A 12255-nucleotide genomic window follows, 5' to 3' on the forward strand; every position below is an offset into this window, starting at 1 on the left:
CGAGTGAGTTCAAATAATGATGGTTCTACTACGTCATAAATAAAAAACAATCGTATAAATAGCGTTTTTTTATTTAATTAAATTAAATAAAAAATCCATGCGATCCATATCACGAATGGCAATGTTGATGGTGTTTTAACTTCTTGAAAACAAAGGATGTAAAGCATTTCATTATAGCTGTGTTTGAAAAATAAGATCTTCATCAATAACCATGGTAAAAGTTTGTAGTGCGTCCTATTTTTTTTAGCTTAATTGATTTTGAAATTGATAATTTTCTCTGCGAAGTTAGTCTTGTGAATATGGATACACAAGGTGTAGACAGGAAAATTAACCAGTCTATTTTGGTTAAATAAATAAGGAAATATTTCACCCTTCGGCGGCCAACTTAAGAGTGAAATATAAAAAACAGCTATATCCATTTTTAGGAGTTATTCCATGGAAAAAATGTTTAAACGCACTCTTATCGGTGCAGCAGTGGCGTCTTTAACAATGGCGGGTGCAGTACAAGCGAAACCGGCAACAGATACAGTTGATCTTTATGGTCAAGTTGCATTGTCTGTATGGCAATATGGTGAAGATAAAATTGGTGGCGGTGATGCTCCACTGAAACTAGAAAATGAATCTCGCTTTGGTTTACGCGGTTCACATGAACTAGCACGTGGTCCTAAGTTTATTTGGCAATTGGAAGGTGGTAACGTTGGTGATGACGGTGCTGGTAGTGGTCTAGGTGTTCGTGATACCTACGGTGGTTTTGAGTTCGAGGAAGCTGGTCGCGTACGTATTGGTCGTATGTTGACACCACTCTATGAAATCATCGACTGGCCATACTCAGGTCAACGTGCTGGTGCTATTTTTGACTGGGGTGGCGATGTACTAGGTGGCGCACGCTATGATCGTCAATCTAATATGGTTCGTTATGACTCTGCTAACTTAGGAGGGTTTACATTCAACCTAGCAGCTGGTCGTGGTGATGAAGCAAGTGCTGACTCAAACTTCTATGGCTTAGGGGCGCACTATACTGTTGGAATGCTTACTCTACACGGTGGCTACGAGTACGGTAAGGATCGTAAGTTTGATACTCTCAACTCAGCTTACCAGAACTTCTTGAAGCAAAACCCTGGTGCTCCAATCATTGGTGATAAAGATACAGTTAATGGTCGTTCAGATACGCAAGCTGGATTGTTAGGTTTTGAGCTGAACTTTGACACATTTGCCTTTAATGGTGCATGGAAATACGAAGAAGCAGACTATAAAGAGTTGAAAGACAAAGACGATAATGATCTTCTACAGTATGGTTCGAAAATTTCTCAGAATAGCTACTCGTTAGGAGCTGTATTCAGTGGTGTTGAGAATTGGCAGTTCAAGCTTAATTATGCTGCGAATCTAGATCCTAAAATTGATAGTACCGATGCAGATGGCTATGCAGATTACATCGTTTCAGCACAGGCACTATATTTCTTGGATGACTCAGCGATTACCTATGTACGTCCTTATATGATTTCTAAAGACGAATCTTCTGCTGAATTCGGCTGGGGTCTAGGCGTAGAATACTACTTCTAAAATACAATCTGATACTGCCTTATACCTTCGGCTCCTAGAAATAGGGGCCGTTTTTTTATTGTGTAATTCACAGTGAGATTAATAAATAGTTGTTTTGACGAAAATATAGAAGATGGACGTTAAATAAAGTTGAGTTAAGAAAAGGAGATCTCGCGATAAAATGAAAATGTGCCCGCGAGTGCGAGCACAGTCGGTTAAATTACTCTTCGAGGTTGCTGATTGCCCAAGTAAGAAACTTCTTTCTTTCTTCGTATGAGGCACTTTTGAAAGAGCGTTTTAAAGATTGGTACACATCACCATCAAGTTGGATGTCAGCGGTTTCTATTTTGGATTGTGAGTAGTGTGACAAGCTAGCAACAGCGTTGGTTTGATTGTAGTCTTTTACTTCTTGTGCCATATCCGCAGTTAGACTAAACGTTAAACCTAACTGATCTTTCTTCACGCCAACGAGGGGCTTTGAATCGCTAACAAGTTCAAAGGTAGGTTTACTATTGAACTCTACACCTTGTTGCAGTGTCTTAATGTTAGGCACGGATATAGAGATATCCTTATCTTTTGCATCAAATGTTGCAACTAAAGGTTGAGATTTAAATTTGGTTTTGTCTGAGCCCGTTTCCATAACTATTTTAGAAATTCTAAAAACCAGTTGGTTTACACCGTTATCGAGAACGATGTTGTCGTTACTATCGAAACCAAAGTTTGAGTAGCCAGCGTCTTTACCATTAACAGTGAGCAGTTGGATGCCAGACGGCACGTCAATGGTCACTGACGAGTAGGCTAGTGACGGTGCCAAAATTAGACTCGCAAGTAGTGTTTTTGTTAATTTCATTACCACTCCTTAGTACTTTGCCAATATGGCAATTCTCTTGTAGGGTCTGTTTCATCTTAGTTTTTTTACATCGCGAATAATAGCGTTGTTATGAAAGCAGAAAGCGTCTGTACAGAAATTTGCGAGTCACTTATCATTTGAATAATTGTGTAGGTTTGCCTAAGTGGAGTTCGATATGAACATCAGTGAAGTTGCTAAAAAGACCGGTCTAACAACGAAATCAATCCGACTGTATGAAGAAAAGAAAATCATCTCGTCACCGTTGAGAAGCGATAATGGCTATCGCATTTATTCGGCCAAGCATGTTGATGAACTAAGTGTTGTTGCTAAGGCCAAACGAGTCGGTTTTACGCTTGATGAGTGTCGCGATATGGTGTCGTTAGCCTTCAAAACGGACAGGACGAGTGCCGAAGTTAAACGTCGAACCAGCGAAAAACTGGCGGAAGTTAAACGCAAGATTTCAGAGTTGCAAGCTATTGAACAGCAACTGGAAGTCTGGCTTTCTCAGTGCCCGGGAGACACTAATTCGGCATGTCCAATCGTTGATGATTTGATGCAAGGCTGCAATACAAAAGTCCAAAACTGATGTTCGTACTATGCAGCCAAGGGCTTGATATATCAAAAGCGTTTTTGGCCACCTAAACGTTCGCAACGCTCAATCGGAGTATACGTTTGAGAGCCATCGCTTAGTTGGCAGTCGACATATGGACCTAATGCAGAACTGTTTGAGGCATGGGTGATTGGAGCAAGCGTCAGCATGATGCCGAAGATTAGTGCTGAGAAAATTTTCATAACGATCCCTTTCAATTATTCAATATTTAGAGGCATCTCACACTTCGAGATAATCCTAAGTATGAACAAGAGAGAATAAAGATCAAAAAAAAGAGTAAGAATTAAAAAATTTTTAATTCCAAAAAAGTGAAACTTATTAATTGTGTGAAATTAATAACTATATGATTTAGATGGTAAAAATAATCTATAGTTTTATCATGTAGTATGGGGAAATGCCGCTCAACTACTTAAATTAACTTACTTAGTTTCTAGAACAATCTATGGCAATGATGGTTAACTAGTTGGTAATTAAGGACTCTAAGGAAATCTGATTTGCGGTGACGTGCTCCCAGCTCAAAAAGAGCTCGTTTTCGATGTTTTGTTCTAACTAGCAGGTAAAATGAACGAATTTCGATAACAGTCAGTTGTCTTGACTGGAATCAGAGATCGAGCAATTTGCCTTGTTTGGTGTGGAAAGTAGGTTTATGGCATAACCTTGCTCTCCTAGCTGTTCAACAACACTGTGTTTTCCAACAAGGTGCAGAGCGCCCACAGCCACAAAATGGGTTCCTGCTTTGTATTCTTGTGATTGGCTTAATATCTCTACCCACTTTTCGTTCCGCTCGTAAATGAATGAATGATAGAAGTCATCGTTATAGGCCTCTGCTTGTAACACTTCTTCAAGGTTCTTTTTATCCCCCATACGCCAAGACTCGATTAAACATTGGATGCTTGCTTCACTATTTGGCCACTCTTGGATTGTTTGTTTCAACATATCTAATCCGTCATCAGGCTGATTTGCGAGTAAATCGATTTGAAATTGTAAACTCTCTAATCCCTTTATTGGTAATTGATGAGTGTTTGCCCACTGAACAAACTGCATATCAATGCCGAACTGAGGTTGATAGTTAAGAGATTGGAATTGTAATTGTTGTAAGGTTAAGGCTGCTTGCCAAGGTGGTAAGTTCAATATTTTAGTTGGAGCTAGGGAGGTCTGTTTTAAGATTTTAACTAATGTAGCTAAGTGTTCTTCGTCTAACATTTGCTTAGTACTGGGTTGTGGTTCTTGCGGGAAACGAACTTTTTCATTTAGGCGTGTTTCGACAACCAGGCTATCAGAGCTATCTAAAGCTTCTGTCACTTTTCTAGAAAATGGATCGAGTTTGGTATCCCCAACGTGAATTGTCCCCATGAGATAGAGGCGCTGTTCACCTTTGTCTGCTTGCCATAACAACGGTTCTGCATGAGAGAAAAATGAGATCAACAACAGAAGGTTCATGAATGAAGGCCCCAAGTGAGCTCTCTTTATATAACTCGAAATATCTCTAAGCAATCTATCCACCACTTTCTGAACTACGGTTGAGTGTTCAGACTAACACAAGTTCGCTCCTCAAATGCCAAGGTTGAAGTAGAGAGTTACTGCTCTAGGTTGTTTTTCCTCGATAAAACTACTTTTTTAATGCGAATTAAATGCTATTTTAAACCTAAAAGTACGTTTGATATCACGATTTTATAAGAGTTATTTTGGACGGGTGTGGTTTTTACGACATTTTTGTCATCAATATGGCGATGTGAGTATGGTTTTTGTGACTTTCATCATAGGTAATTTTTCTTTGTGAATTTACGGTATTTTATATAACTTTTTTAAGTTACTGTTTTTTATGTGTTTATGTTTTTTGTCATTTTCTTGTTGTGATTTTGATCACTTTGGTGGGGTAATTATTTGTTAGCGCGAATTAAATCTAGTTATAGTGTGCTCAAGCCAGACGGCAGCATATCAAGGCAGCAACATAAGCTGCTCAAAACTAAAGCATATATAGGTGTTATAATGAAAAAAGTTCTCGCTCTTACCGCTCTTGCAGTTGCATCAACTAGCGCTTTCGCAGGCTCTTCTTACGTAACTGGTAACGTTCAGTTTCATGACACGTACCTTCAAGGTTCTAAAGCAACGTCTACGCTAGAAGCTGGCCACACATTTGACTCTAACACTACGTTATTAGTTGAGTTTGATGCTATTCCTCTAGGGAAAACTCAAACTCCAGCTCCAGGAACAAAAGGTCCTCTACCTGCGACCACGCTAGGTGTAGAGCAAGTGTTCAATGCAACTGATCATCTATGGTTTGCAGCAGGTTACCATCACTTGATTCAGGATGGCGAAACAATTCAGTATCGCCCACTTATTAAGATCGGTTATAACTTTGATAATGGTCTTTCTTTGAGCAACCGTACTCGTGTGCACATTAACAACCAGCTAGATGGCCAAGCACGCAAGTCAGATACAGATGTTCGTTTGGACAACAAAATTGCTTATCAATTCGCTGATCAGCCTATTGCTCTTTCTTATAACAACGTATACGTAGTAGCTGGCGACAAAGATGCGAACGGCGATGATAAAGTTAATACGATGGACCACGAGCTTCGTGCAACTTGGACTCGTGATGGCGTACAACCATACTTTGAGTTCCGTAGCCAAGCTCACGGCCTAAAGAATGCTGACGGAAGCAGTGCAGTAAACAACGCTGTTGTGTTCGGTGCTTCATACGGCTTCTAATCTATCCCCCAAGATTGTTCATATTTCCATATTTAGGGCTCCGTCAGGAGCCTTTTTTCTGTTCTAAGTTCGGATTTAGAATAGAGGTGCCTCGCAATTTCTTTTTATCTGTTCCTTATCTTAAGAGTGACACGATAAAATACGTGAACGACACTGAACGAATACTCAAGTCATGGCGTACTAAACTTCTTGTTTTCAGTAATGACTTAAAAGGATGATGAGATGAACATTAAATTTCTTGTATCTAGCTTAATCACAGTTGTATTTATGAGTGGTTGTACACAGACAGCTTTTCCAACAGATGGGACGAGTGATTCATGGCAGACATTTGGTTATGAGCAGTCAAAAAAAGGCTACATGAAAAAAACACCTGAAGAATTAAGTGTCAATGATGCGGCTTTAGAAACGGCTTACTCTGAAGGGTATGAAAAAGGCCGAACTGAATACTGCGCGCAAGATGCCTATAAGTTAGGGATTATGGGGAAAAGCTATCTGGGGATTTGTGACGACCTCGATTGGCGATTCCGAATGAAGTATAACGATGGACGTTCAAATCAAAGTCTTGGTCGCTTATAGAGTAACTGAGGCGGTACGCTGATATAAATCTGAACGTTTAGTTTGTTTTAATAAATTTGCGGTTTACTGAGCAACTTTTACTTATCCTTACTGAGGTCGACTATTGGTCGTCCTTTGTCGTTTTTCTGTCCAGAAAATATGTCTTTCAGACGGTTTATTTACATAGCGAAGTTAGGGTTAAGCTAGTTGATTGAATTTCCAGTATTTATCTGATTTTTTGACAATTTGTGTCTTGCAGAGTCATGACTTTGTTAGAATTTGCCACAAGGTAAATCGAGCGTGAAGATGCGTTTTTTTCTGACTAAGTTAGGACTAACGTCTTGCGTAAAATTACATTCTTGGCACTCGCATTTAGCTCGAGCAGCGCATTTGCTGCATTGTCATATATTGAAGGTAACATCCAGTTCAATAGCAGTTATCTCTATGATTCCAAAACCACAGCTAAGATGGCGGCAGGCCATACTTTTGATACGGATACAACGATTAAGTTCAAAATAGAAGATATTGCGATTGGTGCAACGCCTCACAGTGATGGTCACCATCACCACCATAATATGTACTATGGACACCGCGTGAGAGCTCCTTTGGTAACGCTAGGGGTAGAGCAGCGTTTTCAAATGTCGGACAACTTCTGGCTAGGGGCTGGATATGAACACCTAATGCAAGTGGGTGAAACCATGCAGTACCGTCCACTCTTTAAAATCGGCTATGACTTTGAGCAAGGTCTCTCTTTGAGTCATCGCACTCGAATCGAAGTTTATGCACAACATGACCGTTGGGGGTATAAGCCGGATACAGATTATCGATTTGATAACAAAATTGCCTATACGTTCCAAACGCACCCAGTGAAAATCCACTATAACAATGTGTACCATGCTATAGGAGCTTATGGGCCATACTACCCATACACGGACAGCACCATGGACCATGAGTTTAGGTTGACGTTAACGAAATACGCTTTTCAGCCGTATTTTGAGTACAAGAGTCAAGGGGATGTCAAAGTATCACGTTATGGCCATGGTGTAGCGAATAGTGCATTTCTTATAGGTGGGATTTATAACTTTTAGCCAGATAAACGCCACAGCGATTGCTGTGGCGTTTTTCTAGTATCAGTGCTTCACGTTACATATTGTAAGCACGGAAACTGTAGACTTGACCTTTCTCATTGTAAGCATAGACATGATAAGGGTCTTTCTTGTCGCCATATTCCATACCTGGAGAACCAACGGGCATGCCTGGAACAGCGAGTCCCTTAGCGTTCTTTGGTGGGTTCTCTAGGAAAGCCTTGATGTCATCGGCTGGAATATGGCCTTCGAAGACATAGTCACCGATAACCGCCGTATGACACGATGCGAGTTCGGGCTTTATACCTAGTTTTTCTTTTATTGGGTTCATATTCTTATGCTCTTCAACCGTAACGTTAAATCCAGCATCTTCCATATGCTTCACCCATTCTTTACAGCAGCCACAATAAGGTGACTTATACGTGAGCATATCCGTGGCAAACGCTGAACCTGTTACCATCGCAAACGACAGTGTTGCTAGTTTGAATAGACGTGTTTGCTTTGACATATTGAATCCTTTTAACAAGTAATTATTGGCTATATCGTTATCGGTTAACCAACTCGATTAGCCTTTATATTGAAAGTTTCTGAGTCTATTTGCGTTGCTGACAACGGTAATAGAGGACAGTGCCATAGCTGCTCCAGCAAAAACAGGGCTGAGCAGAAAACCAAAAATCGGGTAAAGAATCCCTGCTGCAATCGGGATCCCTAACGAGTTATAGATAAATGCACCAAATAGGTTTTGTTTTATGTTCTTCACTGTCGCCTTAGACAGTGAAATAGCGTATGCCACAGTCGCAGGGTTACTATTAAGCAATGTCATTGGCGCGCTTTCGATGGCCACGTCACTCCCTGAGCCCATGGCAATACCGACATCAGCAAGTGCTAAAGCAGGTGCGTCATTGATGCCATCACCAACCATAGCGACAGACCCAAACTTAGCCTTAAGTGACTCTACATGAGCGGACTTCTCATCTGGCAGTACTTCAGAAACCACCTCGTCGATACCTAGCTTCTTAGCGATTACGTTAGCAACATGTCGGTTGTCACCCGTTAGCATCACAGTATGAATACCTTGCTGTTTCAATGATGCCACTGCAGATGCGGCTTCTGGCTTAAGCTCATCGGCGATAGCAATCACAGCTACCGCTGAATTATCGATAACCACGACCACTGGTGTCGCAGCCATATTTGCTGCTTCATCGAGGCCATCTTGAATCGGCGTTGTATCAATGTTCAAACTTTGTACGTGATTGAGCGATGCAATGGTTATTTGCTTATCGTCAACTATCCCTTTAACCCCTTTGCCTTTAAGATTCTCAAATTGTTGGGGCTCACTTGTGTCAGTGGCCGACCAATATCGAGTGACCGCTTTTGCTAGAGGATGTTCTGAACGTTTTTCTAATGGCAATACCAATTTGGCCAGCTCATGTTCTGTCAGCTCATGTGCTGATGATAGGTTCGATGTAAATACTCGCTGTACGGTTGGCTGACCCATGGTCAGTGTGCCGGTTTTATCGAATACGACGACTTTTACTTTACTTAGTTTTTGTAAGGCGTCGGCATCTTTAATTAATACTCCTGCTTGGGCTGCTTTGCCTATACCTACAGTAATAGACAGCGGTGTTGCCAAACCTAATGCGCATGGGCAGGCGATGATAAGTACTGTTGTCGTCACAACAAGCATATAACTGGCTCTAGGCTCTGGTCCGACAAAGAACCAAACTGCCGCGGCTAACAAAGCGATAACCACAACGACGGGAACAAATACTGCTGAGATAGAGTCTGCTAATTTGGCAATGGCAGGTTTACTGCTTTGCGCTTCCCTTACTAGGTTAATTATACGCGACAACATAGTATCTGCGCCCACACCTGTTGCTTTGATAACCAAGCTACCATCGGTGTTTAATGTGCCTGCAGACACCGTGTCATTAATATCTTTTGCTGCGGCCACAGGTTCACCCGTCAACATGGATTCATCAATATAGCTGTGTCCTTCAAGTACTAGTCCATCAACAGGAACTTTTTCACCTGGCTTTATTCTAAGCAGCATCCCGAGACGAATATCGGACACTGCCATAGACTGATCTTGACCATCAATAATGGCAGTCGCATATTGTGGTTGAAGGTTCATTAGCGCTTGAAGCGACTGATTGGTTTTAGACTTTGCTTTGGCTTCGATGTAGTGCCCGAGAGATATTAATCCCACAATCATCGCGCTTGCCTCAAAATAAACATGTCTAGATTGATGTGGGAACCAACTAGGCTTAACCACCACTAACATAGAGTAAAACCATGCTGCGCCCGTGCCTAACGCGACGAGGGTATCCATCGTTGCTCGTTTGTGTGTTAGCGCTTTATAAGCATTTACATAGAAGTCGCGCCCGGCAGTAGCGAGTAGCCATAAACAGATGACACCAATTAGCCCCCAGGTCATTTGGTCTAGAGGGTTGCGGATCATCATATTGCCACCTAATACTCCCCAAAGCATGAGCGGAGCACCAATGGCTAAGGCAACAATAGTGTGTTTTTTTTGAGTCGCTTGATGGTCGAAAAGTGCTTGCTGTTGCTGACTTTGGCTTGTGGCTAAGTCTTGAACTAGCTCCCCTTGATAACCAGCACTCGAAACCGCAGCGAGCAAAGCGTCATTGATGCTTTCTACATCTTTGGAAGCTACTACCAAAGCACTTTGTTCAGCAAGGTTAACGCGAGCGTTCTCGACGCCATCAACACTGGCTAGTGCTTTCTCTACTGAGCTCACACAGCTTGCACAAGTCATTCCATGAATCAGGTAATTAAGTCTGTAGCCTTCTTGTGTTAACAGCAGTTCGTCATTTGACTCGTTTAGCAACGAGATATCAGGAGAAATAGGCTCAATACTTTCGCTTTGCGTAGACGTATCAAGGTCATTGCCGCTGGTAGAATTAGCCTCTTGCTTTGCTTGATATCCGACAGCTTCTACGCTATCGATAATAGTTAGCGGATTATCTAATGTTGCAATGGTCAACTCTGATTTACTCAAAGAGAGAATTTCGCAATCTTCCAATGATTCAAGTTGAGTGCGCAATTTCGCTACACATTTTCCGCAGTTCAGGCCTGAAAGTGCAAAGTGCCATACAGGAATGGCATGGTAGTTAAGGGATTGGACTATGGAAATAATCTCTTGGACATCCGACGAACTCTCCACGATAAGTTGTTCAGTGGTGAGTGTTTTGATATCCATCGATAGCGGGGAGGCATCGAGTGCTTTTTGCAGCTTATTCACGCACCCCATGCAGGAGAGTCCTGATAGATTTAGCGTATATTGATTCATAAAACACCTCGAAGAAATATTGAACTGTGACTAACGATAAACCTTACCGCAAGGGTAAGGTCAAGCTATTGATTGTAGATTTAGCTTAAGGTGATAAAATAGCGCCCAAATTTGCAACGCACGATGAAGCGCATCGTGCGACGTTGACAACAAGGTACATTCGATGACGGTTAAAACACGTTTTGCTCCTAGCCCTACAGGCTATCTTCATGTCGGTGGTGCACGTACTGCACTGTATTCTTGGCTATTTGCTAAAAACCAAGGCGGCGAATTCGTTCTTCGTATCGAAGACACCGATCTAGAGCGTAACTCGCAACAAGCAGTGGATGCGATCTTGGAAGGCATGCAGTGGATGGGTTTGGAATGGGACGAGGGTCCTTATTACCAATCTAAGCGTTTTGATCGATACAATGAAATGGTTGATAAGCTACTTGCGGAAGACAAAGCATATAAATGTTATGCGCCGAAAGAGTTGCTAGAAGAGATTCGTGCAGAGCAAGAAGCGAACAAAGAAATTCCTCGCTATGATGCGAACCACCCTAAAATTGTTGCAGCGAACGCAGCAGCAAAAGAAGGTGACCCGTGTGTTATTCGCTTCCGCAATCCGAAAGAGGGTAGCGTGGTGTTTGATGACCAAATCCGTGGTCGCATTGAAATCTCAAACAGCCAAATGGACGACCTGATTATTCGTCGTACCGATGGCGCGCCAACATATAACTTTGTGGTAGTGGTTGATGATTGGGATATGGGTATTACACATGTTGTTCGTGGTGAAGATCACATCAACAACACGCCTCGTCAAATCAACATCTATGAAGCTCTAGGTGCTCCAGTACCTACATTTGCACACTGTGCAATGATTCTGGGTGATGATGGTGCGAAACTGTCTAAGCGCCACGGCGCGGTTTCTGTGATGCAGTATCGTGATGAAGGCTACCTTCCGAATGCTTTGAACAACTACTTGGTGCGTCTAGGTTGGTCTCATGGTGACCAAGAAATCTTCTCACAAGAAGAGATGATCGAACTGTTCTCTTTGAATGCTATTTCAAAATCAGCATCTGCGTTCAATACTGACAAACTAAACTGGTTGAACAACCATTACATCAAGACATCTGAGCCAGAGTATGTGGCAAAGTATCTACAATGGCACCTTGATGAGCAAAAGCTAAACACAGAGAATGGTCCTGCTATCACAGAAGTCATTAAGCTAGTTGGTGAGCGTTGCAATACATTGGTTGAACTTGCACAGCAAATCCGTTACTTCTACGAAGATTTCTCTGAGTTCGAAGCTGGTGCTGCGAAGAAACATCTACGCGGTGTAGCTAAAGCGCCTTTAGAAGCTGCGCTAGCGAAAGTAGAAGCGTTGGAAGAGTGGACAACAGTAAATATTAAAGAGCAAGTCATTGCCGCGGTCTGTGAAGAATTAGAAATTGGTATGGGTAAAATCGGTATGCCACTTCGCGTAGCAGTAACAGGCGGTGGTCAATCTCCATCGGTTGATGCAGTTATGGAACTGGTTGGCAAAGAGCGTGTTATTGCTCGCATTAAGATGGCTTTAGCATTTATTGCTGAGCGTGAAGCGAACGCTTAA

At 42.0% G+C, this 12255-nt stretch carries 11 protein-coding genes; 6 read left to right on the forward strand and 5 right to left on the reverse strand.

The window, feature by feature from the left end; translation table 11 throughout:
• Positions 1 to 435: 435 nt before the first annotated feature.
• Positions 436 to 1560: a porin gene (locus tag JKJ11_RS03775; RefSeq protein WP_006075226.1), complete on the forward strand. Its 1125-nt coding sequence runs from the start codon at positions 436 to 438 to the stop codon at positions 1558 to 1560.
• Positions 1561 to 1759: 199 nt separating this feature from the next.
• On the opposite strand, the gene JKJ11_RS03780 is transcribed toward JKJ11_RS03775, so the two are convergent.
• Positions 1760 to 2389, reverse strand: a complete 630-nt coding sequence (locus JKJ11_RS03780; RefSeq protein WP_198557409.1) for a YccT family protein — start codon at positions 2387 to 2389, stop codon at positions 1760 to 1762.
• Between the two features lie 175 nt (positions 2390 to 2564).
• Between JKJ11_RS03780 and cueR the strand changes: the two genes are divergently transcribed.
• Positions 2565 to 2975 (forward strand): Cu(I)-responsive transcriptional regulator, encoded by a 411-nt coding sequence (gene cueR / locus JKJ11_RS03785; protein WP_006075228.1) that lies wholly within the window; start codon positions 2565 to 2567, stop codon positions 2973 to 2975.
• Positions 2976 to 3007: 32 nt separating this feature from the next.
• Here cueR and JKJ11_RS03790 read toward each other — a convergent pair whose 3' ends face one another.
• Together JKJ11_RS03790 and JKJ11_RS03795 are read right to left on the reverse strand one after the other, a co-directional pair.
• The gene (locus JKJ11_RS03790) at positions 3008 to 3181 is read right to left on the reverse strand and encodes a hypothetical protein (RefSeq protein WP_006075229.1); all 174 of its coding nucleotides are present in this window, start codon (positions 3179 to 3181) and stop codon (positions 3008 to 3010) included.
• 400 nt (positions 3182 to 3581) lie between these two features.
• Positions 3582 to 4439, reverse strand: a complete 858-nt coding sequence (locus tag JKJ11_RS03795) for a TraB/GumN family protein (protein WP_252038759.1) — start codon at positions 4437 to 4439, stop codon at positions 3582 to 3584.
• A 549-nt stretch (positions 4440 to 4988) separates the two neighbouring features.
• Here JKJ11_RS03795 and JKJ11_RS03800 point away from each other — a divergent pair.
• The 3 genes from JKJ11_RS03800 to JKJ11_RS03810 all read left to right on the forward strand — a co-directional run bounded on the left by JKJ11_RS03800 (position 4989) and on the right by JKJ11_RS03810 (position 7354).
• Positions 4989 to 5711 (forward strand): oligogalacturonate-specific porin KdgM family protein, encoded by a 723-nt coding sequence (locus tag JKJ11_RS03800; RefSeq protein ID WP_006075231.1) that lies wholly within the window; start codon positions 4989 to 4991, stop codon positions 5709 to 5711.
• A 222-nt stretch (positions 5712 to 5933) separates the two neighbouring features.
• Positions 5934 to 6287 carry a DUF2799 domain-containing protein gene (locus JKJ11_RS03805; RefSeq protein WP_006075232.1) on the forward strand — a complete coding sequence of 118 codons (354 nt, stop codon included), beginning with the start codon at positions 5934 to 5936 and terminating at the stop codon, positions 6285 to 6287.
• A gap of 320 nt (positions 6288 to 6607) precedes the next feature.
• On the forward strand, positions 6608 to 7354 hold the full coding sequence (locus JKJ11_RS03810) for a porin (RefSeq protein ID WP_252038760.1): 747 nt from the start codon (positions 6608 to 6610) through the stop codon (positions 7352 to 7354).
• 55 nt (positions 7355 to 7409) lie between these two features.
• Here JKJ11_RS03810 and JKJ11_RS03815 read toward each other — a convergent pair whose 3' ends face one another.
• Positions 7410 to 7859 carry a DUF411 domain-containing protein gene (locus JKJ11_RS03815; protein WP_006075234.1) on the reverse strand — a complete coding sequence of 150 codons (450 nt, stop codon included), beginning with the start codon at positions 7857 to 7859 and terminating at the stop codon, positions 7410 to 7412.
• Positions 7860 to 7916: 57 nt separating this feature from the next.
• The gene (locus tag JKJ11_RS03820; RefSeq protein ID WP_252038761.1) at positions 7917 to 10664 is read right to left on the reverse strand and encodes a heavy metal translocating P-type ATPase; all 2748 of its coding nucleotides are present in this window, start codon (positions 10662 to 10664) and stop codon (positions 7917 to 7919) included.
• A gap of 163 nt (positions 10665 to 10827) precedes the next feature.
• Between JKJ11_RS03820 and gltX the strand changes: the two genes are divergently transcribed.
• Positions 10828 to 12255, forward strand: coding sequence for a glutamate--tRNA ligase (gene gltX, locus JKJ11_RS03825; RefSeq protein WP_038225397.1), 1428 nt, complete (start codon positions 10828 to 10830; stop codon positions 12253 to 12255).

Origin of the sequence: Vibrio sp. SCSIO 43133, assembly GCF_023716845.1 — a bacterium.
GTDB classification, from domain to species: domain Bacteria; phylum Pseudomonadota; class Gammaproteobacteria; order Enterobacterales; family Vibrionaceae; genus Vibrio; species Vibrio mediterranei.

What these genes read in the sequence shown, in the direction of transcription:
- JKJ11_RS03775 (WP_006075226.1), top strand. Translation starts at nt 436, where the DNA reads ATGGAAAAAATGTTTAAACGCACTCTTATCGGTGCAGCAGTGGCGTCT.
- JKJ11_RS03780 (WP_198557409.1), bottom strand. Translation starts at nt 2,389, where the DNA reads ATGAAATTAACAAAAACACTACTTGCGAGTCTAATTTTGGCACCGTCA.
- cueR (WP_006075228.1), top strand. Translation starts at nt 2,565, where the DNA reads ATGAACATCAGTGAAGTTGCTAAAAAGACCGGTCTAACAACGAAATCA.
- JKJ11_RS03790 (WP_006075229.1), bottom strand. Translation starts at nt 3,181, where the DNA reads ATGAAAATTTTCTCAGCACTAATCTTCGGCATCATGCTGACGCTTGCT.
- JKJ11_RS03795 (WP_252038759.1), bottom strand. Translation starts at nt 4,439, where the DNA reads ATGAACCTTCTGTTGTTGATCTCATTTTTCTCTCATGCAGAACCGTTG.
- JKJ11_RS03800 (WP_006075231.1), top strand. Translation starts at nt 4,989, where the DNA reads ATGAAAAAAGTTCTCGCTCTTACCGCTCTTGCAGTTGCATCAACTAGC.
- JKJ11_RS03805 (WP_006075232.1), top strand. Translation starts at nt 5,934, where the DNA reads ATGAACATTAAATTTCTTGTATCTAGCTTAATCACAGTTGTATTTATG.
- JKJ11_RS03815 (WP_006075234.1), bottom strand. Translation starts at nt 7,859, where the DNA reads ATGTCAAAGCAAACACGTCTATTCAAACTAGCAACACTGTCGTTTGCG.
- JKJ11_RS03820 (WP_252038761.1), bottom strand. Translation starts at nt 10,664, where the DNA reads ATGAATCAATATACGCTAAATCTATCAGGACTCTCCTGCATGGGGTGC.
- gltX (WP_038225397.1), top strand. Translation starts at nt 10,828, where the DNA reads ATGACGGTTAAAACACGTTTTGCTCCTAGCCCTACAGGCTATCTTCAT.